24 protein-coding genes are annotated in these 26299 nt (G+C 41.0%); 18 read left to right on the forward strand and 6 right to left on the reverse strand.

Annotated elements, in window-relative coordinates:
• Positions 1–152: 152 nt before the first annotated feature.
• A complete protein-coding gene (locus F991_RS00990) occupies positions 153–2153 on the forward strand; it encodes a choice-of-anchor I family protein (protein ID WP_004668159.1) in 2001 nt (666 codons plus the stop codon).
• A 46-nt stretch (positions 2154–2199) separates the two neighbouring features.
• Here the strand turns inward: F991_RS00990 and F991_RS00995 are convergent, their stop codons facing one another.
• Positions 2200–2820, reverse strand: a complete 621-nt coding sequence (locus tag F991_RS00995) for an LOG family protein (RefSeq protein WP_034595325.1) — start codon at positions 2818–2820, stop codon at positions 2200–2202.
• A gap of 316 nt (positions 2821–3136) precedes the next feature.
• Here F991_RS00995 and F991_RS01000 point away from each other — a divergent pair, with 316 nt between their 5' ends.
• From F991_RS01000 to F991_RS01025, 6 genes are all read left to right on the forward strand, one after another.
• Positions 3137–4720, forward strand: coding sequence for a TerC family protein (locus tag F991_RS01000; RefSeq protein ID WP_004668161.1), 1584 nt, complete (start codon positions 3137–3139; stop codon positions 4718–4720).
• Complete coding sequence (locus F991_RS01005) at positions 4717–5199, forward strand: YchJ family protein (protein WP_004668162.1); 483 nt, start codon at positions 4717–4719, stop codon at positions 5197–5199. The genes F991_RS01000 and F991_RS01005 overlap by 4 nt, the downstream gene beginning before the upstream one ends.
• 52 nt (positions 5200–5251) lie before the next feature.
• Entirely contained in the window at positions 5252–5896 is a 645-nt protein-coding gene (locus tag F991_RS01010) for a trimeric intracellular cation channel family protein (protein ID WP_004668163.1), read from the forward strand.
• A 92-nt stretch (positions 5897–5988) separates the two neighbouring features.
• A complete protein-coding gene (locus F991_RS01015) occupies positions 5989–6627 on the forward strand; it encodes a tetratricopeptide repeat protein (protein ID WP_004668164.1) in 639 nt (212 codons plus the stop codon).
• A gap of 114 nt (positions 6628–6741) precedes the next feature.
• Positions 6742–8961 carry a DNA topoisomerase IV subunit A gene (gene parC, locus F991_RS01020; protein WP_004668165.1) on the forward strand — a complete coding sequence of 740 codons (2220 nt, stop codon included), beginning with the start codon at positions 6742–6744 and terminating at the stop codon, positions 8959–8961.
• 157 nt (positions 8962–9118) lie between these two features.
• Complete coding sequence (locus tag F991_RS01025; RefSeq protein ID WP_004668166.1) at positions 9119–10798, forward strand: long-chain-fatty-acid--CoA ligase; 1680 nt, start codon at positions 9119–9121, stop codon at positions 10796–10798.
• A 91-nt stretch (positions 10799–10889) separates the two neighbouring features.
• On the opposite strand, the gene F991_RS01030 is transcribed toward F991_RS01025, so the two are convergent.
• Positions 10890–11276, reverse strand: coding sequence for a hypothetical protein (locus F991_RS01030; RefSeq protein ID WP_004668167.1), 387 nt, complete (start codon positions 11274–11276; stop codon positions 10890–10892).
• Between the two features lie 167 nt (positions 11277–11443).
• On the opposite strand from F991_RS01030, the gene F991_RS01035 reads away from it, so the two are divergent.
• Together F991_RS01035 and ppa are read left to right on the forward strand one after the other, a co-directional pair.
• Positions 11444–11842, forward strand: a complete 399-nt coding sequence (locus F991_RS01035) for an MAPEG family protein (RefSeq protein ID WP_004668172.1) — start codon at positions 11444–11446, stop codon at positions 11840–11842.
• 119 nt (positions 11843–11961) lie between these two features.
• The gene (ppa, locus tag F991_RS01040) at positions 11962–12489 is read left to right on the forward strand and encodes an inorganic diphosphatase (protein WP_004668173.1); all 528 of its coding nucleotides are present in this window, start codon (positions 11962–11964) and stop codon (positions 12487–12489) included.
• A gap of 105 nt (positions 12490–12594) precedes the next feature.
• Here ppa and F991_RS01045 read toward each other — a convergent pair whose 3' ends face one another.
• Positions 12595–13920 (reverse strand): OprD family outer membrane porin, encoded by a 1326-nt coding sequence (locus F991_RS01045; RefSeq protein WP_004668174.1) that lies wholly within the window; start codon positions 13918–13920, stop codon positions 12595–12597.
• A gap of 736 nt (positions 13921–14656) precedes the next feature.
• Between F991_RS01045 and F991_RS01050 the strand changes: the two genes are divergently transcribed.
• Entirely contained in the window at positions 14657–15430 is a 774-nt protein-coding gene (locus F991_RS01050; RefSeq protein WP_004668177.1) for a TorF family putative porin, read from the forward strand.
• Positions 15431–15876: 446 nt separating this feature from the next.
• A complete protein-coding gene (locus tag F991_RS01055; RefSeq protein ID WP_004668179.1) occupies positions 15877–16665 on the forward strand; it encodes a TorF family putative porin in 789 nt (262 codons plus the stop codon).
• Positions 16666–16705: 40 nt separating this feature from the next.
• Here F991_RS01055 and F991_RS01060 read toward each other — a convergent pair whose 3' ends face one another.
• Positions 16706–18193 (reverse strand): YifB family Mg chelatase-like AAA ATPase, encoded by a 1488-nt coding sequence (locus tag F991_RS01060; protein WP_004668181.1) that lies wholly within the window; start codon positions 18191–18193, stop codon positions 16706–16708.
• Between the two features lie 69 nt (positions 18194–18262).
• The gene (locus F991_RS01065) at positions 18263–18490 is read right to left on the reverse strand and encodes an accessory factor UbiK family protein (protein WP_004668184.1); all 228 of its coding nucleotides are present in this window, start codon (positions 18488–18490) and stop codon (positions 18263–18265) included.
• 275 nt (positions 18491–18765) lie between these two features.
• Here F991_RS01065 and glnK point away from each other — a divergent pair, with 275 nt between their 5' ends.
• From glnK to F991_RS01100, 7 genes are all read left to right on the forward strand, one after another.
• The gene (glnK, locus tag F991_RS01070; protein ID WP_000780326.1) at positions 18766–19104 is read left to right on the forward strand and encodes a P-II family nitrogen regulator; all 339 of its coding nucleotides are present in this window, start codon (positions 18766–18768) and stop codon (positions 19102–19104) included.
• Positions 19105–19172: 68 nt separating this feature from the next.
• Positions 19173–20558 (forward strand): ammonium transporter, encoded by a 1386-nt coding sequence (locus F991_RS01075; protein WP_004668186.1) that lies wholly within the window; start codon positions 19173–19175, stop codon positions 20556–20558.
• 138 nt (positions 20559–20696) lie between these two features.
• Complete coding sequence (gene nrdR / locus F991_RS01080) at positions 20697–21161, forward strand: transcriptional regulator NrdR (protein ID WP_004668188.1); 465 nt, start codon at positions 20697–20699, stop codon at positions 21159–21161.
• A gap of 12 nt (positions 21162–21173) precedes the next feature.
• Positions 21174–22289, forward strand: a complete 1116-nt coding sequence (gene ribD, locus F991_RS01085; RefSeq protein ID WP_004668190.1) for a bifunctional diaminohydroxyphosphoribosylaminopyrimidine deaminase/5-amino-6-(5-phosphoribosylamino)uracil reductase RibD — start codon at positions 21174–21176, stop codon at positions 22287–22289.
• On the forward strand, positions 22286–23578 hold the full coding sequence (locus tag F991_RS01090) for a DNA adenine methylase (protein ID WP_004668195.1): 1293 nt from the start codon (positions 22286–22288) through the stop codon (positions 23576–23578). The genes ribD and F991_RS01090 overlap by 4 nt, the downstream gene beginning before the upstream one ends.
• Before the next feature lie 382 nt (positions 23579–23960).
• Complete coding sequence (locus F991_RS01095; protein ID WP_004668196.1) at positions 23961–24797, forward strand: MIP/aquaporin family protein; 837 nt, start codon at positions 23961–23963, stop codon at positions 24795–24797.
• A 165-nt stretch (positions 24798–24962) separates the two neighbouring features.
• Entirely contained in the window at positions 24963–25622 is a 660-nt protein-coding gene (locus F991_RS01100; protein ID WP_004668198.1) for a riboflavin synthase, read from the forward strand.
• Between the two features lie 45 nt (positions 25623–25667).
• Here F991_RS01100 and F991_RS01105 read toward each other — a convergent pair whose 3' ends face one another.
• Positions 25668–26294 carry a cell division protein BlhA gene (locus tag F991_RS01105; protein ID WP_004668199.1) on the reverse strand — a complete coding sequence of 209 codons (627 nt, stop codon included), beginning with the start codon at positions 26292–26294 and terminating at the stop codon, positions 25668–25670.
• Positions 26295–26299 lie beyond the last annotated feature (5 nt).

Raw genomic sequence — 26299 nt, forward strand, 5'->3', positions numbered from 1 at the left:
ATGAAATATCCGTTTTAGTTTAATGCAATTGTCATTGAAATAAAGACAAAAATTGTCAAAGAGTGGTCATCGAACTGACATAAAAGTGTCATCGAACTTGCATCTCAGAATACTAGATTAGCCCTACAAAATAAAATCTATGGAATTTGATCATGAAATTTAAAATTTCAGTGGTATTGACCGCAATGCTGTCAGCGGGGTTGGTGGCGTGTAATGATGATAACAAGCAAAATAAGACACCGAACAAAGAAGTTGAACCAAAACCTGAAGTGGTTGAACCGACGCCCGAGCGTATTCAGCTTAGTTTTATGAGTCGTTATGAATCAGGTGTTTTTGCTAAAAGTGCCGCTGAAATTCCAGCTTATGATCCAGCAACGAAACGTGTTTTTGTGGTCAATGCTGAAATAGGGGCATTGGATGTATTGGATCTTTCTGATCCTGCGAAGCCCACTTATCTACAATCACTGACCGTGGATGATATTGCTGAAGGTGCAAAGGTGAATAGTGTCAGCATACAAAATGGCATTATTGCATTGGCAGTTGAAGCAGCCAATAAAACTGATCGTGGTTTTGTGGCGTTCTACCAAGCCAGTGATCTAAAACGATTGAGCCATGTGCCAGTTGGTGCATTGCCTGATATGTTGACCTTTACACCTGATGGAAAAACGGTATTGGTCGCCAATGAAGGTGAGCCATCTGATGACTATCAAATTGATCCAGAAGGTTCAATCAGCATTATTAATGTCAGTGATATCAGTAAGCCAACGGTCAAAACTGCTGATTTTAAAGCTTTTAATAGCCAGAAAGAGGCATTGATTGCCAAAGGTGTTCGTATTTTTGGACCTAATGCCACGGTTGCTCAAGATTTAGAGCCTGAATATATTGCGGTTTCTGATGATGGCAAAACTGCTTGGGTGGCACTGCAAGAAAATAATGCCATTGCCGTTTTGGACATCGCGACAGCCACTGTAACCTCGATCGAGGCAATGGGTTATAAAGATCATGGCCTCAGCGACAGTGGTTTTAAATCCATGCTTGATCCAACTAAAAACTCAAGTAATGGCTTAGATGTCAGTGACTTTGATGGCAAGAAAACCGTCCAAGATATTATGATCAAGACTTGGAACGGGTTGAAAGGGATTTATCATCCTGATGCCATGGCAGCTTATACCGCCGCAGATCAAAAAACTTATTTAATCTCTACCAATGAAGGTGATGCACGTGCATGGGGAGAAAATACAGCTGCGTATTTTGGCTTAACTAAACTTAAAGACTTTGAAAAGAAGAATTTGCAACGTTGTGATAATGATAACAGCAAAGGCTTTGTTGAAGAGTGGCGCGTCAAGCATTTGGTGCACAAAGACGGTTTTGATCGCCGTTGTGCCGATGACCTACCTGCACAATTACGTGATTTAGCTGCGGGTGCGCATTTGAATCCAACCGCTTTTAGTTATTGTGGTGCAAGCAAAGGTGATGCAGGCGATTGTCGTGATGACAAGCAATTAGGACGCTTAAAAATTACGTGGACACAAGGTTATCAAACTGAAAATGGCAAACCAGTGTACTACTCAAAAGCGGGCGATAAAATTGGAGTCAATGGTAATCCATTAACCGATTATTTAATGTATGACGATTTGTATGTGCTGGGTGGGCGTTCATTCTCGATTTGGGATACACAAAATCAGGTCAAAATCGCCTATGACTCAGGTGACTTTATTGAACAATACCTGAATAGTGACCAATGTAAATTAGGCAAGGCGCGTAATCTTCCATGTAAAGACTGGTTTAACAGCAACCACGAAAAAGGCAATACATTGGGTGGTCGTAGTAGTAACAAAGGTCCAGAGCCAGAAGGTCTCACCATTGGCAAGATTGGCAATAAACAATTCCTGTTCCTAGGGCTTGAGCGGATGGGTGGGGTGATGGCGTTTGATGTCAGTAATCCAAAACAGCCAATTTTCCAAGATTATTTAAATACTCGTGAAATATGGGATCAGGCTGATCCATCGACTGCATTATCTGTACATGGTGATCTTGGACCAGAAGGCTTAATCTTTATTTCGGCAAAAGATTCGCCAAATGGCAAACCATTGTTGGTGGTCGGTAATGAAGTCAGTGGCACAACCACCATTTACCAAGTCAATTCAAACTAAGTCAAAAATGCCAAAGGCGGATCAAATTTGATCCGCCTTTTTAATTTTACATTGCCACGTGTTTAGGCGAGTTTAGATTTTTAATCACATTGAAGATTTGTTCGGTATTTTCGCAAATAATGACTTTGGCGCGATGTTGAGGGGGTAAAAAGCCTTCTTCAACCGCATGATCAAGTTGAGCAATTAAGGCATCATAAAAACGGTTCACGTTATAAATGATCATCGGTTTCTGATGTTGGTTGAGCTGTCCCCATGTGGCGATTTCTAGAATTTCTTCAAAAGTGCCGAGTCCACCTGGTAGCGCGATAAAGGCATTGGCACGTTCAGCCATCAATGCTTTACGCTCGTGCATACTTCTCACAACATGCAGTTCCGTCAGTTGATTATGTGCAATTTCATAGTCCAACATAAACTCAGGAATAACGCCGACAACTTCGCCGCCGTGCTCAAGTACGGTATCTGCGACTTGTCCCATGAGACCGATACTGGCGCCGCCATAAACAATACCAAAGTCTTGTGTAGAGAGGTGTTGGGCAAGTTCAATCGCCTTTTCACGGTAAATCGGATTGTTGCCTGGACGAGAACCACAATACAAAGCAATAAGCGGGAGGGTTGTTTTTATGGGAGGAGTGGTTTTTTTAACTGTCATTCTAAATACACTATTCATCTACTTTATTTTTACCTTATCATTTTCGTCGTACTTGTCTAGGCTAAATGACTTTTATGACAGTTTTATGCACATTTCGCATACAAAGCCTTTTCGCTATTGTTAGAAAAAAATTAAAAAACACCCATATAAAAAATGATGAATTTTATTGAAATCTTACCTATACTAAAAATCCTTTCATTCATAAATGTACCTCTATGAGTAGTGGTTGTTGTCACTCTGCTTTGTTCTCTTTTTCTAAAAAAAATGTTTGGGCTATGTATGCCGATCGATTCAATCATCAGTTTAAAGCTGATTTTGTAGAGGAGTCAGCTCTATGATTTTTGAATGGATGTCGGATCCTGCCGCATGGGTGGGCTTAGCGACTTTGGTGGTGCTTGAAATTGTACTTGGTATTGATAACCTTGTTTTTATTGCAATTTTAGCTGAAAAACTACCACCAGAACAACGTAATGCTGCACGTAAAATTGGTTTAATTCTCGCATTGTTAATGCGTTTGGTGTTACTCGCGTCTATTGCTTGGGTGATTACCTTAACTGAACCACTATTCCAGATTTTTGATCATGCATTTTCAGGTCGAGACTTAATTTTACTTTTTGGTGGGGCGTTCTTATTGTTTAAAGGAACGATGGAGCTGCATGAGCGTATTGAAGGTAAGCAAGCATTAAGGCAGGAAAATCCTGTACATGCCGTGTTCTGGGTCGTGGTGGTTCAGATCGTGGTGCTAGATGCAGTCTTCTCACTAGATAGCGTAATTACGGCTGTTGGAATGGTGAAAGATCTATCCGTGATGATGATCGCGGTGACGATTGCGATCGGGATCATGTTGATCGCCTCTCGACCATTAATGGACTTTGTCAATAAACATCCAACCGTGGTGATTCTGTGTCTTGGCTTTTTGATGATGATTGGCTTCTCATTGATTGTTGAAGGCTTTGGATTCCATATTCCAAAAGGTTATTTATATGCCGCAATTGGCTTCTCGGTTTTGGTCGAGGCGGTAAACCAAACTATGCGCCGTAATCAAGAGAAGCTGGTAACGACTACTGATTTGCGTTTTCGCACTGCTTCTGCGGTGTTGCGTATGTTGGGTAATAAAGGCAGCAGTAGCGAAAATCAGCACAAAGAAACAGAGGATGTACTCGCTACACAAGCCTATGCCAAAGAAGTCTTTGATGAAGATACAGGGGTTTATCACAGTGTTTTGGTACAAGGCGTATTAGGCTTATCCGAACGACCAGTCAAGTCAGTGATGACACCACGCCCAGAATTGGAATGGTTAGACTTAGATGATGATCCAACAGAATTAAAAGACCGTTTAATGTCGATGACACATTCGCGTTTGATTATTGCGCGGGGAGAGTTGGATAATATTGAAGGTGTCGTACTCACGCATAAAGTGTTGAATGAATACATTGAAACAGGTGCAATTGATTTCGCAAAACATTTACGCGAGCCCGTGATTGTGCATGAAAATGCACAGGTTCTCATGGTCATGGAGCAATTACGCCAAGCGCCATTACAAATGGCAATCGTACTGAATGAATATGGTTCGATTGAGGGGATTGCAACACCGATTGATATATTAGAGGCGATCGCGGGTGAGTTCCCTGATGAAGATGAGCTGGAAGCAACAGCAGAAACGCTCGATGACGGATCTATGTTATTAGAGGGATCAACCGATATTCGCCATGTGTCTTTATTATTAGGTAAAGACTTGGTGGATGAAAGTGAAGAGTATTCCACTTTATCAGGCTATATCTTATTTCATCTCGGTCGTTTACCTGAAAATGGTGAAATGGTGGAAGCAGACGGACATCGTTTTGAAGTGGTGACGATGGATGGGCACAAGATTGAAAAAGTGCGCATTATTGCGAAAGAGAAAACTGACGAAAAATGATTTCCTCACCAAACTGTCCATGTGGACAAGGGCAATATGCTGCGTGCTGTCAGCCCCTACATTTGAAACAACAATTTGCTGAAAGTGCTGAACAGCTCATGCGTTCGCGCTATAGTGCTTTTGCCTTACAGCAAATTGATTACATTCTTGAAACAACGGCTCTAGGGCAGCAGGCTAGTTTAGATCGAGCTGCGATTGCAGATTGGAGTCAGTCCAATCAATGGTTGCAATTAGAAGTGCTACAACATCAGCCTAAGCTGGATAAAACCCATGCCTTGGTTGAGTTTAAAGCGCATTACCGCGATAAAAACCATGATGAGACACAACCTCATATTCATCATGAAATTTCACATTTTGTGCGACATCAACAACGTTGGTATTTCCTTGACCCGACTTTAGATATGCAAATCACCATGAAGCAACCTTGTATTTGTGGCTCAGGGAAAAAATTTAAGCAATGTTGTGCACAATTCATCTAAGTTTGTCTTAAAATAGCGCACACTTTTCCGCCTTGTTTAAGGATTCAGGCAAATGTTACTGACCGTGATTTATATTATTGCCATTACTGCGGAAGCGATGACAGGGGCATTGTCAGCGGGTCGACGCAGTATGGACTGGTTCGGCGTAACACTAATTGCTTGTGTCACTGCATTGGGTGGTGGCTCAGTCCGTGATGTGTTACTTGGGCACTATCCTTTAACTTGGGTCAAGCATCCTGAGTATTTGGTTTTGACTTGTTGCGCGGCTTTTGTGACGATTATTATTGCCAAATGGATGCGTCATCTACGTAATATATTTTTGGTACTGGATGCTTTGGGTTTAATTGGTTTTACCATCATTGGTTGCCAAATCGCTTTATCTATGGGGCATGGTTTTGTGGTGTCTGCGGTTGCAGGGGTCTTAACAGGCGTATCGGGTGGTATTCTGCGCGATATCTTATGTAATGACGTGCCTTTGGTGTTCCGTCGTGAGTTATATGCCAGTATTTCCTTTGTTGCAGTGATTTGTTATTGGGTCTGTTTAGAAGTTGGATTGCCACATGATTTAACGGTAATTTTCACTCTGGTATTTGGTTTTACCCTACGTTTAATCGCGATTTATTTTGGTTTAGAAATGCCGAAATTTATTTATCAAGAAGATGATGCAGAGTCAGCTTCGTCTACTGATGAGCATTGATTAATATTAAAGTGAGAAGAGAATTTTAGGTAAAAAACCTAAAATTCATTTACATTAAATAAATTAACCTTTAACAGAATCTTAAATTAAAAATGAATCTTTTATCTGTACAAGAAATGGCTCTTGAAGTTATGGAGTTTGATGTAGGTCAACAAATACAGATAGGTCTTGATTATTGTCTTGGGCGGAATGACAGGGTTGAAAATCTTTTATTGGGTAGGAATTGGCTATGGATTGCAGCAACTTATAATAGATCACTTGTTGCTGAATATAATTGGGCTTCAACTTGGATGGAGCAACCCGAATATAACGAAAGTGATGTTATTTATATTGAAGATCTTGAGGTAATTGCAGAGCAAGGCAACGCAGCTGCTTTGTATCTTTTAGGCGTTTATCATTCTGGCTCAAATGAAGAAGAACAGGTCGATATTGATCTTGCATTAAAATACTATGAGAAAGCTGCACAGCAGAAGTTTCTTCCAGCCATTAATAATCTTGCTGATAAATATGAAAATGGGACAGGTGTTTCAAAGAATTTAAAAAGAGCTTTTGAGTTCTATTCTGTTGCTGCGAATCAAGAAATTGCAGCATCACAGTATAGTTTGGGTCTTTTTTATTTAAAGGGGCTCTATGTTGAAAAAAATGATGAATTAGCTAGGGAATGGTTAAAAAAGGCTGAGAAAAATGGTTGGTTTCCAGCATCAGACGTTATATTGAATATGTTGCATTAAGTTTAACAAGACACCATTTGACGTTTAAACAACAACTAGGGCTTGTCACAACGCTTGCATCCACATAGCATACAAAGCATTGACGATAACAATGATTTTGGATGACTTGCTGAAATGACCAGCCTTGCACACCATGCAACCGAAAACCGTTCCGTAGCCGAATTCACAGAACAAGCTTACTTAAATTACGCCATGTACGTGATTATGGATCGTGCATTGCCGCATATCAGTGATGGTTTGAAGCCTGTACAACGACGTATTGTCTTCGCCATGAGTGAGCTTGGCTTAAAATCAACAGGAAAACCAAAAAAATCAGCACGTACCGTTGGTGATGTACTCGGTAAATATCACCCACATGGTGATTCTGCCTGTTATGAAGCAATGGTGTTGATGGCGCAGCCCTTTAGCTATCGTTATCCATTGGTTGAAGGTCAAGGTAACTGGGGTTCACCTGATGACCCTAAATCATTTGCGGCAATGCGCTATACCGAAGCCAAACTTTCAGCTTATAGTGAATTATTGCTGAATGAGTTGGGTCAAGGCACCAGTGAATGGCAAGATAACTTTGATGGTTCGATGAAAGAGCCGATAACCTTGCCTGCTCGTATTCCAAATATCCTGCTCAATGGGACAACGGGTATTGCAGTCGGGATGGCAACCGATATTCCGCCGCATAACTTGCGTGAAGTGGTGAAAGGAACGATTGCACTGATTCGTAATCCTGAAACCACCGATGAAAAATTGGCGGAGTATATTCCTGCACCTGATTTACCAACCAAAGCAGAGATCATTACCCCACCTGAAGAATTACTCAAAATTCAAACCACAGGTCGTGGGAGTTATCGCATGCGTGCGGTTTACACGATAGAAAGAAACGAAATCGTGATTACTGAATTGCCTTATCAAGTCTCTGGTTCAAAAGTGGTTACCCAGATCGCCGACCAAATGATTGCCAAGAAATTACCCTTGGTGGCTGATATTCGGGATGAATCCGATCATAGAAACCCAACGCGCTTGGTAATTGTATTGCGTTCTAACCGTGTCGATGCAGAAACGGTGATGAGCCATTTGTTTGCAACGACTGATTTGGAATCAAGCTATCGTGTCAATCTGAATATGATTGGGGCGGATGGTCGTCCGCAGGTGAAATCCATTCGCCGTATTTTGTTGGAATGGATTGAGATTCGTAAGCAAACCGTGACGCGTCGTCTGCAATACCATTTAACTAAAATCGAAAAGCGTTTACATATCTTGGCAGGTCTTTTGATTGCCTATTTGGATATTGATACGGTGATTCGTATTATTCGTGAAGAAGACAAACCCAAACCTGTGCTGATGCAACATTTTGGTATTGATGAAATTCAAGCTGAAGCGATTTTAGAATTGAAACTTCGCCATTTGGCCAAGCTTGAAGAAATGGAAATTCGCCGTGAGCAAGAAGAACTGGAAGCGAAAGCCGCTATCCTTCGCGAGCAACTCGAAAATCCTGAGTCACTGAAAAATTTGATTATCAATGAGCTGAAAGAAGATGCCAAAAAGTTTGGTGATGATCGCCGTTCGCCATTGGTACGACGAGCAGATGCGGTTCAAATTAAAGAACAAGACTTGCTGCCAGCCGAAACGGTAACGGTGGTTTTGTCAGAAGCAGGTTGGGTGCGTGCAGCCAAGGGCGGTGATGTGGATGCCGCAAATCTCAATTTCCGTGCGGGTGACCAGTATTTAAGTCATGCAGTGGGTAAGACCAATCAACGGGTTTATTTCTTGGACAAAACAGGGCGGAGTTATGCTTTACCCATCAGTAGTTTACCTTCAGCTCGTGGTTTAGGCGAGCCATTGAGCTCGAAACTTGCACCAGCGAGTGGGGTGTCATTTATCCAAGTTTTAGTTGATGATGACAAGAATGAGTTATTGGTGGCAAGTTCAAAAGGCTACGGTTTTAAAACACAAGTAGGTCAATTGGATACCAATGCCAAAGCGGGTAAAACCTTTTTAACGGTTGGAGATAAAGCAACGGCGTTACCGTTGTTACCAATTCAGCAGGCAAGCCATGTTGCAATACTAAGTTCAGCAGGACGATTACTTATTATTGATTTGGCTGAACTCCCTGTCCTAAATAAAGGTAAAGGTAACAAGTTGATACAACTTGAGGAGAAAGAACAAATTTTATCCATGACAACCTTGACGTTAGATGAAATAATCCAAGTCGCTGCAGGACAACAGCATTTAAAACTGAAAGGGGATGATCTCCAAAAATATATAGGAAAAAGAGCAACAAAGGGGCAACTTTTACCACGGGGATATCAAAAAGCAAATAGACTCCTCGTTCAGAGATAAGGCTGGTATTCTGTGATACAAATACGTTATATATGATGACGTATTCATATTATTTGGATAGGTCTACAGGGCAATTCAAGAACTTAATAAAAATGTTTTGCCATGGAAAGTAACGTTGTTACATTTTTAAGGATTACCACTCGGAGATAATGGCATTATGGAAAAGATTTGGTTTGCTGAATACCAAAAGACAGGAATCCCAGAAACAGTTGCACTGCCTGCTGAAAACACTTCACTTGTTGATATTTTTGAACGCAATTTCCAAAAATTCGGATCACGTGATGCCTTTATCTTTATGGATAAGGTTTTAACGTTTAATGAGTTAGAAGTTGCGAGTCGTAAATTTGCAGCTTATTTACAAAGTTTAGGTTTGGCAAAGGGAACACGTGTTGCGGTAATGATGCCGAACGTTTTCCAATATCCAGTGGTTGCATTAGGTGTATTCCGTGCAGGTTTGGTTCTTGTCAACGTCAATCCACTTTATACTGCGCGTGAGTTAGAACACCAATTAAATGACTCAGGTTCAGAAGTTTTAGTCATTATTGAAAACTTTGCCAGTGTATATCAAAGCATTATTGGTAAGACTCCTGTGAAGCACGTCGTTGTTGCGACAGTGGGAGATATGCTTGGTACCCTCAAAGGAACATTGGTCAACTTTGTATTACGTAAAGTGCGTAAACAAATTCCAGCTTGGGATATTCCAGGTTATACCAAATTTAACACCGCATTAAACAAAGAAAATCCAAGTAACTATAAACGCCCAAGCTTAACTTTAAGTGATACAGCGGTCCTTCAGTATACGGGTGGTACGACAGGCGTTTCTAAAGGCGCCGAACTGACTCACCGTAATTTAGTGGCAAACCTTTTACAGTGTGAAGCAATTTTCTCAAGTAAGTTTGGCGCTGCGGATAGTGAAAAAGGCGATCGTATTGTTTGTGCATTACCGCTTTACCATATTTTTGCATTTATGGTTTGTGCGATGTACGGCATGTACAAAGGTCAAGCAAATATCTTGATTCCTAACCCACGTGACTTACCTGCAGTTATTGGTGAACTACGTAAATACCAACCTTCATTCTTCCCAGCAGTAAATACCTTGTTTAATGCATTGGTGAATAACGAAGAGTTTAAACAACTGGATCATAGCAATCTTAAGATGGCGATGGGCGGTGGTATGGCAGTATTACCATCTACAGCCGAAGCTTGGAAGAAAGTGACGGGTACAACCATCATCGAAGGTTATGGTTTATCTGAAACGTCTCCTGTAGCAACAGCAAACCCGCCAGCAACTACTGAATTCAGTGGTACGATTGGTATTCCATTGCCGTTGACTGAAGTTGCGATCTTGGATGATGATGGGAAAGAAGTTGCTCAAGGCGAGCGAGGTGAAATCTCGATCCGTGGTCCTCAGGTGATGAAGGGCTATTGGAATCGTGCTGATGAAACCGAGAAAGTAATGACTGCTGACGGATTCTTCCGTACAGGTGATATCGGTATCATGGATCCACGTGGTTACTTCAAAATTGTGGACCGTAAGAAAGACATGATCTTGGTATCTGGCTTTAACGTTTACCCAAGTGAAATTGAAGAAGTCGTTGCACAACATGCAAAAGTATTGGAAGTGGCAGCGATTGGCGTTCCAGATGAAAAATCAGGTGAAGTACCTAAATTATTCATCGTGAAGAAAGACGCTTCATTAACGACTGAAGAAATCATTGCGTATGCGAAAGAACACTTAACAGGCTATAAATGCCCACGTTATGTTGAGTTCATCGATGAGTTGCCAAAATCGAACGTAGGTAAAATCTTACGTAAAGATCTTCGTAAACCAGCTTAAAAGTCTTTCTTGCCTCTCTTTTTAAAGGGAGGCACATAAAAAATGCCGCAATTGCGGCATTTTTTATGACTATCGATTGTTGTTGTGCTGACTAGGAAGATTTTTTCAGAAACCAGCGATCGATATAGCGACGACTAATACCTGCAATTCCCACGAAAATGATCATGGTGATGAGTTGGAAACGTAAACGCGTTGGGTCAATGCCGTTAAAGCTAAAATAATTATCAACAAAGACATATAGCGTGGTGATGATCAACCAGTGCCAGAGCGTGAAACGCTTAATCCCAACTGCATAAAAGGCAATGGTCAAAATGACAAAAGTGCCCAAGGTCGATTGCCAGTTTAGGTTGGCACAGATCACGCTGAGTAAAAAAGCAACAATCGGAAATACAATTTTTAAAACCCGATCAACCTTAAGTTGGTTTTGGCGTTGTTGATCAAGGCTATCAAACAGTTCTTTTTGATCTTGGCGTTGCATAAATCGACCCTAAAACAATATAAAAATATAGCAATGTTATTTGATCTAACTTCCAAGTAGCGCACATGTACCAAAACAAATGCACTTTGAACAAGTACAAATGAAAGTTTCATAAATCATAAGTTATGATAGCATGATCAGAAGAACTTCAAATGATGGATGTCAGGATGCAGGGTATTAGCGGCATTATATTGATTATTATCGTCGCATGTTTATTGCCTTATGTTTTTACTTTGATTGCGAAATCAAAAGGTGGTTTTCAAGCAAAAGACAATCACAATCCTCGTGAATTTTTGGCTAGAACGACAGGGTTGTCGGCAAGAGCAAATGCTGTACAGCAAAATAGCTTCGAGAGCTTACCTTTATTTATCGCTGCAATTTTAATGGCGGAATATATGGTGATTCCAGAGCGATTTATTCTGACATTGGGCTGGGCGTATATTATTTTTCGCGTTATTTATGGAATTTGTTATTTAGCCAATCTTGCAACTTTACGCTCAATTATTTGGTTTTTTTCCTTGCTTTGCCCAATATTTTTGTTTGTGATCACCATTAAAATGACTTAAACCAAGTTGCCCATAAAAATTCATGACGCCTAATACTAATATACAGCATCATTTTGACTGTATTCACGTTATAATCTGACCGATTTTTTATATTTAATTTCACATACACGAGTGTTGATATGAGTTATAGCAATATTCCTGCGGGTAAAGACGCGCCAAATGACATCTATGTCATCATTGAAATTCCTGCAAATGCAGCGCCAATCAAATACGAAATCGATAAAGATTCAGATGCGTTATTTGTAGACCGTTTCATGGGTACAGCAATGTTCTACCCAGCAAACTATGGTTATGTACCAAACACCTTATCTGAAGATGGCGATCCTTTAGACGTACTTGTTGTGACGCCTTATCCAGTTGCAGCGGGTTCCGTGATTCGTTGTCGTCCAGTGGGTAAATTAAATATGGAAGATGATGGTGGTATCGATGCGAAACTGATCGCAGTTCCACATGAAAAATTATCTCCATTGTACAAAGATGTTCAAGAATATACAGATCTTCCACAATTGTTGATCAGCCAAATTGAACATTTCTTCCTACACTACAAAGATTTAGAGCCTGGTAAGTGGGTGAAATTGAATGGTTGGGAAAGTTCTGAAGTTGCTAAAGCAGAAATCATTAAATCAATCGAAGCTGCCCAAAAGTAAGTTTAGAGGATTAAACCAAATTTGCTAATTTTAAAAATTTGGTTTAAAAAAACCTCCATTCAGATTGAATGGAGGTTTTTTTTATGGCGAGTTATTCACTGTGAATTAGAAGAATTTCACAGGAATATCAAGCCAGAGACGCCATTCGTTGGTGTCGCCGATGTATCCAGCTTGGTATTCATCACTAGCACGGTAGTATGAGTGACGTACACGTAAGCTGGCATCTTTAGCAAAACCTGATTGAACCGTGTATTTAACTTGGTTAAAGAATTCACGCTCAGTTGCATTATCTGCTGTACGTACACGGTTTACTACAGTATCGCCAACTTTAACAGCCGTATTGGTATCAATATCCCAACCATAAACAAATGCTGTGGTCCAACTTAACCCGGGTACTCCAAAGCTTCCGAAATCAAGGCTATATTGCAGTTGAGCTGATTTCTCATCATTACCGATGAAGTCAGAAAGGTATGAGTTAGGTAAATGAATGGTTTGATGCCCATCTCCAACACCTTTACCTAGTCCATAGTCATATCCTGCATTACCGCTGTTTTGTTGGTAAGCAAGCATTACTGTATGTGGGCCAGTATTATAAGTGGTCGAAATTGCCCAAATAGAGTTTTGGTATTTGTCATCAGCTGAGCCAATATAAGAGTACAAGCTTTGGTTTGCTTGGCGATCCCAATCAGTATGGTATCCGCTGAAATCATAAGTTAATGAACTATTATTTGCCAAAGTTTGCTTATAATTAGCATTGATATAATGACGCTCTAAACGATCTTTAATATCAGTACCGAAGTACGCTGTATTTAATTGATCATTTACTTTGTATTTTGCGCCCCAAACTACCGCACGGTCTAATTCATTGCCATCAGATTTAATCTGATCAGAATATTGGTTTTTGGTAAATTTACCGACGGTAACTTCTAAACCCTCAACTTCACGGCTATTTGCTAAAACACCTTCAAAGTATTCTGGTACTAAGCGAGCAGTGTTGCTTGAAAGAACTGGAAGGTCAAGAATCTGAGTACCATAGGTAACAGTTGTATTCGATACGCGTGCTTTTACGTAACCGCCACCACGCGCCCAATGGTCATATGCTGAACCGTCTGGGTGCTTAGGGATCATGCCGTTACCCGCATTATTGTTAGCGCCTAATTTAAAAGACGCATCACCAATAATACCAGCACCGAAGCCTACAACACCTTGGGTAAAGCCAGAGTCTAGCTTAACCATCGCAGTTTGCGCATATGAGCTGGTGTCTTCAACACCATTTTTTTTGTCACGATTTAGATAACCTGTACGGAATAAAACATTTCCGCTTGCATCTTCAACAAATCCTTTTGCTTCGCTTTGTTCGCTTGCATATGTTGAGGTGATTAGTGCGGCATTAATCAATACCGCTAATGTAAGTTTCTGTGCCTTTGGCATAACCTAGCCTCATAAAAAAAATTGGGAAAGAAACTGCAAATTTTGAGCAATTGTATAAGTTATACATGAAAAAGATAGATTTTTATTAAAAAATTTTCATTAATTTTTAATAAAAAGCTTATATAATTTTATGATTTGTTTCTCGTTTAAAAAGTGATCATAATAAAATTAAGTTAATGATTTTAATTGTTAAATGTGTTTATAAAGGTTGTAATATTCGATTGTTATTTCTATATAAGTTATGTTTAAAAAGTGTGATTATGAAATATAAATTTTGTTTAAATTTAATGGGTTATTTATTGATTGGTTAAAAATTTAGCAACTTGATTTGCAAAAAATTACATCCCGACGAATGGCAATCCTACAACGACGAAAAAGGAACACTTTATTCAGATTATTTTAAGTTAACTCAGGTGCACTTTTATTGAGCACTCATTAAATTACATACGTATAACTGATATTTCCAATAGTTAGACAACTTATGGTGCTGAAAAGTGCGTCTTTTTTGTGCAATAAACAACCTGAATTTCTATACTGCTTCTAAATAGATCAAAAAATTAAGAAATAAAGACCTTAGGATCAATTGAAGCGCATCTAAAGTGTCGTAATGGCACTTTTATGGTACGGGAACTATATTTCCTAAGGATTGTTTAAAGTTGGCACAGCATTTGCTATCTATTCCATGATGCAATTTAAAACATAAATCAGTCGAATATCCATCATGGGGGAGATCAATATGATGAAATTTGCATGTAAGGCACTTGCGCTTAGTATGATTGCTGGACTTTCAACAGTGAGTTTCGCTGCAGAAGATAATGCACTTGCGAAAAGTGGTTTAAGCTTTTCAGGAAGTGCTGCATTGACAACCGATTATCGTTTCCGTGGTATGACTCAAACGGAAAGTGACCCTGCGATTCAAGGTGGTTTTCAATTAGATCATGAGTCTGGTGTTTATGCTGGTGTGTGGGCTTCTAATGTTCATTTTGGTTCAGATGATCCAACGCATTTAGAGCTTGATCCATATATTGGTTATGCGACAGAGTTACCATTTGCTGGTAAACCAACTTTAGATGTAGGTTTGTGGTATTACGGTTATCCAAGTTCATCTGACTTGAATTGGTTAGAGATCTACGCGAAGCTTGGTTTTGACAATGCAATTGTGACTGGCGATAACATCTTAGCTGCTATTAATTATAGCAACGATGTCGTTGGCTCAGATGAAGATGGTTGGTATCTAAACCTTGCCTATAGTGTTCCTTTTGCTGACACTGGTTTTGGCGGTGTGGCAAGTGTCGGCTATACCAAGGTTGATATTGATGATGCTTTCGGTGAGAAGGATACTAAAGATAACTATGTCGACTGGAAAGTTGGCGTGACTTATGATGTCAAGTCTATTGAAGGTTTTAGTGCAGAATTGGCTGCGATCGGTACCAATATTGATGCACAAACACAACCATACAAACGTGGTGTGAAAACTGGTGCAGTCTTTACGCTAACCAAAAGCTTCTAAGCTATTCTTTCTCTAAAGCAGAGCGAACGCTCTGCTTTTTTTATACCTATATTTTCCCATGGGAAAATATTCTTTCTGATGAATATTATTTTATTTAACCGAAAAGCAACGTAAATGCATATAGAGCTAGATCATCACTGTATTTTTAAATAATGATTGAGTTGAATACAGAATGATAGAGTTGCTTGCATTTTCATTGTTACTTTTTGAGTGCGCCATAATGATCAGTTCCATTGCAGTTTAGTTGCACTATTTAGTTCATCCTTTTTTAAAAACCCAAAGCATGATCGGGTTCTAGATTTTATATCTAATTAAATAATTGTTATTTATGGTGTTTATTATATTTTTTTAAGTGCTCTAAGCTTGGCATAGCATTTGCAAATTACCCCGTGATGCAATTTAAAAACTTAAATCAATTGAATATCTAAATTATGGGGGAGATCAATATGATGAAATTTGCATGTAAAGCTGTTGCTTTGGGGATGATGACTGCAACTTCAACTTGGGTGATGGCGGAAGATAGTACTTTGCCATTTCCGGGTGCACTTTCAGGAAATATAAGTGTTGTATCCAGTTATAACTTACGCGGGATGACCAATTCACCTGAAAGTGATACACCTGCAATTCAGGGCGGGCTTGATTATAGCCATGACAGTGGATTTTACTTGGGCTATTGGTTTTCAACATTGACTGCGGCCTATGCTGATTTTAATACATCACCGACCTATGTACCCAAAGAGAAAAAATCATTCGAAAATGACTTTTATGCTGGCTATAAAGGCAAAATCACCGATGACTTGGGTTATCAAATTGGGGCAACAGTTTATTACTATTATCCAGGTTGGGAATCAACGGGCTACGAAACGATTGTGGGTTTAACGTATAAAGATTTAACAGTGACAGCCCAAACGCTTTTGAATAACGTGACTTTTGGCAATAAAGGGGACACCTACTTTTTAGCAACTTATGCACCAAAACTCGCAGGTGGGTTCACTGGTAAAGCGCAAGTTGCAGCGTATTATTATGGTGATGATGACGAATATTTAACTTATCAAGCCAAAGCGGGCGATGTCACTAAAACTGATTTTGCTTTCCGCCACGCAACTTTAGGTGTATCACATCCGTTAGCTGAAACAGGTGCAACTTGGAGTTTAGATTATATTTTTGGTGGCTACACGCGCGATGAAGCTAAGCAGAAAAATAAAGTGGTTTTAGCGTTAGGCTATGCTTTTTAATCATAATAACAATCAAAAGCGACCGATATGGTCGCTTTTTTTAAGCGTGATTGCCTCGATAAGACAGTGCCTCAGTGAGATGAGTACTCGTGATCATGTCACTTTCAGCTAAATCTGCAATTGTTCGAGCAACACGCAATACTCGATGATAGGCCCGAGCGGAAAGATTGAGACGTTGTTGTGCCATTTCAATGATTCTTGCAGAGCTATCATCTAAAAGTGCATATTGTTCTAATAACTTCGGAGAAAGCGCTTGATTTAAGCACTGTTGTCGCTGAATCTGCTTTTCATACGCAGTGATGACACGTTGGCGTACAATTTCAGAGTTTTCAGTGGGTGTTCGATCTTGCAATTCTTGTGCTTGCAAAGGTGGCACATCTATGTGGAGGTCAATACGGTCTAATAATGGTCCTGAAATACGATTTTGATAACGTTGAATACTTTCAGGTGAACATTGGCAACGGCTGTCTTGATTAAAGGCATAACCACAAGGGCAGGGATTCATTGCCGCGATAAATTGAAAGTTGGCTGGGAAGGTCATTTGTCTTGCCGCACGTGATATCACAATTTCTTTAGACTCAAGTGGTTGTCGTAATACTTCCAGTACTTTACGGTCAAACTCAGGCAGTTCATCTAAAAATAATACACCTAAATGCGCCAGTGTGATTTCGCCGGGTTTGGGTTGTGAGCCACCACCGACCAATGCAATTGCGGATGCAGTATGATGCGGTGCTCGAAAGGGACGTTGTCCAAAATGATGTTGGGCATTTGCAACCGAATAGATGCTCGCAACTTCTAAATTTTCCTGAGCATTGAGTGGCGGCAAGATCGAGGGCAACCTTGATGCAAGTAAGGTTTTTCCAGTGCCAGGTGGGCCTTTAAACAGTAAAGAATGTCCGCCTGCCGCTGCGATTTCGAGGGCACGACGTGGGCGTAACTGACCTTTAACATCTGCCAGATCAAATTGGTAGCCAGATAATGCCGCATTTTTTTGCTTAGGTGCTGCTGTTATTTGTGAATTGCCCGAAAAGTGTGCACAAACCTCTTGTAAGTGATTTGCTGCATAGACATCAAAATTTGGAAGTTGATTGGCTTCATCTAGATTTGCCGTGGGAAGCAACAAGCGGTGTTGACTCTGTTGGCATGCCATTGCGATCGTCAGCGCTCCTGAGATTGGACGCAAATGTCCATCTAGTGCAAGTTCTCCAATAAATTCAAAGCCCTCTGTACTATTTTCAGGGAGTTGACCAGAAGCGATTAGGATTCCTAAGGCGATGGGTAAGTCTAGTCGTGAGCCATTTTTAGGAAGATCCGCAGGTGCAAGGTTAATGGTTAAGCGTTTGGTTGGAAACAAAAATCCACTGTTAATAATTGCAGAGCGAACCCGATCTTTACTTTCTCTCACTGCGGCTTCAGGCAAGCCGACAATGGTGAGAGAGGGTAGCCCTGAACTGATGTGGACTTCAACTTCGATTTGAGGGGCGTGTAGCCCCAATAAACCCCTTGTATAAATTTTGGCGAAAGACATTTTATTGTTGTTCCATTGTGGTGCTTTATTTTTAGTCATTTTACGGTGCTGTTTGCACCGTGTTGGTGCTTATTTTTTGTTCTGTATGATTTCTTCAAGTGATTTCATCTGTTGTTGTAGCTCAGTGAGGCGTTGGTTAGCTAAATTCAAGGCTGTTCTCTGACGATCGAGCTCTTGCTTCGAAACGAGGTCTAACTTTTCGATACTTTCATTGAGTAAAGCACGTAAATTTTTTTCTAAGTCTTTTTTGGGTTGATCAACTTGCTGCAAAATAGCCTGTATAAGAGTTTCAATCATAAAGTGCTCAATCGTTTATGTGTATTTGTTGCTCAGTGTATCATTGCTTGCGGCAATCCTCTAGCGCTGTTCAAAACAGCTTGATGAGTGACTGCAAGATTCAGTTAAATCTTGGTAAATAGAACTTATTTTCGATTGAGGATCTACATCTCTAAGCGTAAATAGGTTATAAAGAAAACTGATGTCCAGTATTTGAAACCCCCTAACCTTCCAATATTGGCATGAAAATTGAACATAAAACCTTACTGGTGAAAATAAGCCGAAGGAAAACACACATGAAGCTTGTAACTGCAATTGTAAAACCATTCAAATTAGATGATGTTCGTGAAGCACTCTCTGATATTGGTGTTCAAGGGATTACCGTAACTGAAGTCAAAGGTTTCGGGCGTCAAAAGGGACATACTGAACTGTACCGTGGTGCAGAGTATGTCGTTGATTTCTTACCGAAAGTAAAAATTGAAATTGCGATTAGCGATGAAATGGTAGATGCAGTCATTGAATCTATTACGCGTGTCGCAAGCACAGGAAAAATCGGTGATGGAAAAATCTTTGTCACTAATCTAGAACAAGTCATCCGTATTCGTACTGGTGAGACTGGACCAGATGCTGTCTAAATTGGCATAAAGTTTGCTGAGTTAGAAATTAAGAGACACAGCTCACAAAATGAGGTTGGGGGACACGAATGAAAAAAATGCTTATGGCGCTTAGTCTATCTGGCGCACTCTTAGGTGGTTCAGCCGTTGTTTGGGCTGAAGAAGCTGCTTCTACACCAATGACTGAACAAACTGTAGCAGTAACTGAAACAGTATCAACGGCTGTTGCGGCAGAATTGCCAGCAGTTGCGGAAGTCGAACCTGAAGCAGAAGCAACACTCGATACGGGTGATACCGCTTGGATTCTTGTTTCAACAGCACTGGTTCTGTTGATGACGATTCCTGGTTTGGCTTTATTCTACGGCGGTATGGTCCGCAAGAAAAACGTACTCAGTACCATGGCGCATAGTTTTGTTGCTGCGGCAGTGGTGAGTATTGCTTGGGTTGTCATTGGCTATAGTTTGGCTTTTGGCGAAGGGAACGCCTTTATCGGTAGTCTTGATAAGATCATGTTGTCAGGTATTGGTACCGATACATTGAGTGGCTCGATTCCTGAAATTCTATTTGTCATATTCCAAATGACCTTTGCGATTATTACGGTTGCGATTATTAGTGGTTCAATCGCAGAGCGTATGAAATTTGGTGCTTTTGTTGCCTTTGTTGCGATTTGGGTTGTTGTCGTTTACGCACCAATTACTCACTGGGTATGGGGCGGCGGCTGGTTAGGTAATGACGGTGCGTTAGATTTTGCTGGTGGTACTGTTGTTCATATTAACTCAGGTGTTGCAGGTTTGGTTGCAGCGTATATGCTCGGCAAACGTATGGGCCTTGGTCGCGAATCAATGGCGCCGCATAACCTTGCTTTAACTGTGGTTGGTGCAAGTTTACTTTGGGTGGGTTGGTTTGGTTTCAACGGTGGTTCTGCGTTGGGTGCCAACGGTTCTGCATCTTATGCAATCGTGGTTACTCAAGTTGCAGCAGCTGCAGCGGCACTGTCTTGGTTAGTGGTTGAGAAAGTTGTCCGTGGTAAAGCATCTGTTCTTGGTGGTGCATCAGGTGCGGTTGCTGGTTTAGTGGTGATTACGCCTGCGGCTGGTTTTGTGACTGTTGGTGGCGCATTAATCATGGGTCTCATCGGTGGTGTGGTATGTTTCTGGGGTATTACGGCGCTTAAACGTTTACTCAAAGCAGATGATTCTTTAGATGCATTCGGTTTACATGGTGTTGGTGGTATCGTTGGTGCGATCTTGACAGCAGTGTTTGCGAGTGAATTTATTATGGGTGATGCTGCACCTGCGAATATGATGGCGCAATTATGGGTGCAAGTTGAAGGTGTACTCGCAACGATCGCATATAGTGCAGTGATGACCTTCATTATTCTGAAAGTGATTGATCTAGCGATTGGTATTCGTGTCAGCAATGATGACGAACGTATGGGTCTCGATCTAAGTCAACATGGCGAACGTGTTGAATAATCGGATGTAAAATATAATTCGATAAAACGAACAGCCTTGTGCTCCTGCACAAGGCTGTTTTTTGTGTTGTGATGGCTAGTTCAGCAAATGAAGAAACTTTGCTACACTTAGCCAAAGTGAGTAAATAATTGCACAACTATGCATTGTCCATTTTGTAACGCTGCTGATAGTAAAGTCATCGACTCCCGTTTGGCTGCCGAAGGCTGTCAAATTCGCCGTCGTCGTGAATGTACGATTTGTGGTGAACGCTTCACCACCTTTGAAAGTTATGAAGTGGTGATGCCACGCGTGATTAAATCCGATGGTAAAAGTGAACCGTTTGATGAAGCGAAATTACGTCGCTCACTCATGCATGCTTTGCAGAAACGTCCTGTGACGCAAGAGCAAATCGAAACGGTGCTCAGTGATATTCAGTTGCAGATTCGTCGTTTAGGCGAACGTGATGTCAAATCAAGAATGATTGGTGAAATCGTGATGCAGGCATTATTTGCATTGGATCATGTCGCTTATGTTCGATTTGCCTCGGTTTATCAAGATTTCCAAGATGTAGAAGCATTTCGTCATCAGATTGAGCAAATGCAACAACGTGAAAATGAAGCCTAAATTAGAGAAATCATGTCTGAGCTAAACCAAGATCAAACGTTTCAAGATCAAGCTTTTCAGGATCAGTATTGGATACAACGAGCAATTGATTTAGCTCGACTTGGACAATATTCAACTAAGCCCAATCCAAATGTGGGCTGTGTCATTGTAAAAGATGGTCAATTGATTGGAGAGGGCTATCATCCCAAAGCAGGACAACCACATGCAGAGGTTTTCGCCTTAGCGCAAGCGGGTGAACATGCCAAAGATGCAACCGCTTATGTGACTTTAGAACCTTGTGCACACTACGGTAGAACCCCACCTTGTGCAGAAGCATTGGTCAAGGCACAAGTCAAAAAAGTAGTGGTGGCATGCTCTGATCCAAATCCGTTGGTGGCAGGCAAGGGTGTTCAAATTTTACAAAATGCAGGCATTGAAGTTGAAACAGGGGTCTGTGCCGAAGTTGCGAAAACTTTAAATTTGGGTTTTCTAAAAGCAATGTCAACAGGTTTACCCTATGTGCGTTTGAAAATTGCTTCAAGTCTTGATGGGCGTACTGCAATGGCTTCGGGTGAGTCGAAGTGGATTACAGGAACAGCCGCACGACAGGATGTACAGCATTGGCGTGCGATTTCAGGGGCAGTGATTACTGGGATTCAGACGGTTTTGGCAGATGATTGCGAACTGAATGTTCGTGCATTAGCAGATGTTGATCTTGCAACGGTGGTTCAACCGAAGCGAATAGTGCTCGATCGACAAGGACAGTTACCTCTCAGCGCCAAGATCTTACAGAATCCTGAAACAGTCATGGTAATGACCCCATTTCGTCAAGAACTTGCCGATTTAGGCGTGTTACAATTGGCACCGCAACCTTTAAATCAGTTATTGCAAACCTTATCTCAACAGTATCAAATTTATGATGTATTGGTTGAGGCAGGTGCGACTTTATCGACTGCCTTTTTACAACAAGGTTTGGTTGATGAAATGATTAGTTATGTTGCACCAACTTTACTTGGTCAGTCTGCTCGATCAATGTTCAATGCGAAATTGAGCGAAATGGCAGAGCAGCTTCGTTTTGAATTGGTCGATGTAACCCAACTTGGGCAAGATATTCGCCTAAGATTGCTCCCTATCCAAGAGATGATATGAATCCTGAAGCATCGGTTTATCACAAACGTCGCCATGCGGCGCGTACCACTGACGAATATCTTTTTCATCAGCTCGTACCTTATCTGGGTAATAAGCGCCGACTCCTTCATCTGATTTTAGAAGCGCTTGAGATTACGGGAACACTGAATAGTAAGAAAAAGAATCCACCAATTTTTGCTGATTTCTTTGCGGGCAGTGGTGTGGTTTCTCGTTTGGCTCGCCAAAATGGTTATCGTGTGATTGCCAACGATTGGGAACCTTATAGCCATGCCTTAAATCACGCGATTTTAGCATGTACCGATGCGCCGGCATTTAAAGAATTAGGTGGCTATCAAAAAGCGATTGATATTTTAAATCGACTGCCTGAAGTGAAAGGCTGGGTAACGCATAATTTATGTCCTCGCAATGATGATATCTATGATCCTGCCCGTGATCGACTGTTCTTTAAACGTCGTAATGGGATGAAGATTGATGCGATTCGTCAGCAAATCGCAACTTGGCAAGCGCAAGGTGCGATTAATGATGTAGAAATGAGTGCTTTACTTGCACCATTACTGTATTCAGCCAGTTTTGTTAGTAACACCAGTGGCGTATTTAAAAGCTTCCATCAGGGTTGGGGAGGCAAAACACAGACGGCATTAGAACGGATTGAGTCGTTATTGTGGTTAACACCAAGCCGTTTTTGTGAAATTGGTGAGAGTAAACGACCTGCCGCAGAAGTGTGGTGTGTCGATGCACAGCATTTAGCCAATCAAATGAGTGGCTTTGAAGTGGATGTGGCGTATCTTGATCCGCCGTATAACCAACATGCCTATAGCAGTAATTATCATGTTTTAAATGCCCTGACCTTGTGGGATCAGAACGACTTACCCTCACCAGATACCAAAGGTTTTAAAAGCGGTATTGATCGAGCATGGCGTAAAGAACGTCCGAGCTCGTATAACTCGTCTAAACATGCTCAAAATGCCTATGAAAAGTTATTGGAAACCATCAATGCGCGTTATATTTTGACCAGCTATTCGACTGATGGAAATATTGAGCCTAAAGATTTATTGACCGCCAATTTAAAGCGCGGGAAAGTCACATTGCTGACACAAGACGTACCTCGCTATCGTGTTAGTAAGCAGCGACAATCTGAACGGGCAAGGGTACTTGAATTTATTGTGATCACCGATACACATGCAAAATCAGGTCCGCCATTGCGACAGTTACTGGGTCAGCTCTATCACTTTGCTGAATTGGGTGGTGTGGATACCTCAGGGAACAGCACTCAACTTGCACTTTGGTAAGGTCTAACAAGCACCACTTTATAAACAAAGTGGTGTTTTTATATGTAGATGTGCTCTGATCGGTAAATATAATCAATTAAATCGTATTTTTAGATAAGTGGCTGTTTTTATGGTCATTATCTTCTATTTTTTGGTTGTATTTTGACTGAGCAGAATTTTCGACAGAATTTCTTCACTTCGATTTTTATTTAAAATAACCATAAAATACATGGGTATATGAGAAATTAACCTCTACTCTTAAATCCACTTCATTGCATTTTTAAAACTTAAATAAATTTTACTATTCGGTTAAAAAAATATTGACCTAATATCAAAATAAATATAATTTTCCGGGCTCATTTAGGGTCTTATCGATGAGAAGCGATAGCCAAGAGAGGTTGTTATGAGTCGCTCGGAACCCACTTTGTTGGGACAATGTATCGCTGAGTTTTTTGCTACTGCGGTTTTTTTATCATTTGGTATCGGTGTGGTTGCTGCACTCAAGCTAACAGGTGCAGGGTTTGGCCAGTGGGAAATTAGTGTGGTCTGGGGTTTGGCGGTTGCCTTGGCGGTCTATCTTTCAGCAGGCATCTCTGGCGCACATCTTAATCCAGCGGTTACTATCGCATTGGCATTATTTGCAGGCTTTGATAAAAGGAAAGTGCCTTTCTATATCATTGCACAAGTTGCTGGGGCTGCGGTTGGCGCGTTACTAGTTTATGGCCTATACAGTAATTTATTTATCGATTATGAACAAAGCCATAACATGGTCCGAGGTAGTGTTGAAAGCTTAGAATTGGCGGGAATTTTCTCGACTTATCCGCATCATTTACTTTCAATGGGGCAAGCGTTCTTGGTCGAAATGTTTATCACCATGTTGCTATTGTGGTTGATCATGGCAATAGGTGATGATCAAAATGGCTTGCCGCGCGGTGCTTTAGCGCCATTATTGGTAGGTTTATTGGTTGCGGTGATTGGTGCTTCTTTTGGTCCTTTAACTGGTTTTGCCATGAATCCTGCCCGTGACTTTGGCCCTAAAATCGTTGCTTATTTCTCAGGTTGGGGGCCTGTTGCCTTTACTGGCGGTCGTGACATTGCTTACTTTATTGTTCCGATGACTGCACCGATTGTTGGGGCTTGCTTGGGTGTACTTGGCTATAAGTTATTCTTTAGCCATTTTTTAGTGAGTGATCAAGTCGAAGTGCCAAGCACGGTTGAAAAGCAAATCTCGGACATGTAAGCGTAATAAAAAGAAGGCACTGAAATAAGAGCAGGGTGATCAGATGATCGCCCTTTTTGATTTGGCGGCATTTGCGTCAGCGTCGCTTGTTATCTCAAGTTCTTTGCATTAAGGTATCTTGATTCGCTGAGACTCGTACTTGAATGAAGGTAGGTTAAAAGTCACATGTTTACAGGCATTATTGAAAGTTTAGGCAAAGTTGAAAGTCTACAAAGTGTAGGTGGTGATGTTCGTCTACGAATTCAAACTGATTTGGATATGTCGGATGTGCATTTAGGAGATTCTATAGCCACTAACGGTATCTGTTTGACGGTGATCGAGTGGGGCGAGAACTGGTATGCAGCCGATGTTTCCCGTGAAAGCTTAAATCGTACCACCCTAGGCCAATGGAAAGTAGGGCAAGCAGTCAATGTGGAAAAAGCCATGTTACCCACTACACGTTTTGGTGGGCATATCGTCAGTGGGCATGTCGATGGCTTGGGTGAAATTACCGTCTTTCGTCAAGATGCGCGCTCATTGTATTTTGAGGTGACGGCACCAGTTGAGTTGGCCAAATATCTAGCAGAAAAAGGCTCGGTGACGGTAGATGGCATTAGTCTGACCATTAATCACCTACGTGGCAATATCCTCAGTTTGAATTTGATTCCACATACAGCTGAACGAACCAATATCGGTTCTTGGCAAGTTGGTACTAAAGTAAATTTGGAAGTGGACGTCTTAGCGCGTTATATCGAGCGTTTATTGTTGGGTGATAAAGCTGCTGAGCAAAAACCTGAATCTAAACTCAGTATGTCTTTTTTAGCTGAAAATGGTTTTTTGAAATAAGATTTTAAGTAAGGAAAAGCCCAGATCGACTGGGCTTTTTTCTCTTTATTTTTCGTTAGAAAATTCACTATTTTTCAGTATATATTCAATTTCATCTTGAGCGAGCGAATGTAGTTTGGCTCGAAATACCGTCACCGCTTGTTCGATCAGACTTTCTGATTCTAATTCAAGTCGAACCCGAACGCTTTCGAGTTCAGATAAAATTTGATGATCTTCAATGACAAGCTGTTGTCCCGAAGCATAGTCAATGCTCGGTTGTTCAGGGTTACTTTGATAGCGCTCAGTTTGTTGCGCAATTTCTTGATCAATATGATTGCGCAATGCCACGAGATTTTCAGTTTGTTGAGCAAATTGCTGTGCTTCATCTGCTTGTAGCTGTGCTGCATACGCAGCTTCAGCAGCACGTTTTTCGGCGAGGGCCTTTTCTAGTGCTTGTTGTTTACGAATGCGGGCTTGTTCGATCAACTCTGCTTTGAGATCAGCATAGGCCTTTTCGATGCGTTGCTGAGAACGTTGTGCTGCGTGCTCCTCATGTTGTGTCCAAGTTTGAATCAGGGTTTGTGGCAACAGTAGATCACAGATACGTGCTAAATCTTCCTGATAAGTCTGACGGACAGTTTCAGGGGTATTTAACCAACGTTTCTTAAAGTCCTGACCAACATTTAATGCCACAAGAC

The organism is Acinetobacter sp. CIP-A165, assembly GCF_000367985.1.
In the GTDB taxonomy this organism is placed as follows: domain Bacteria; phylum Pseudomonadota; class Gammaproteobacteria; order Pseudomonadales; family Moraxellaceae; genus Acinetobacter.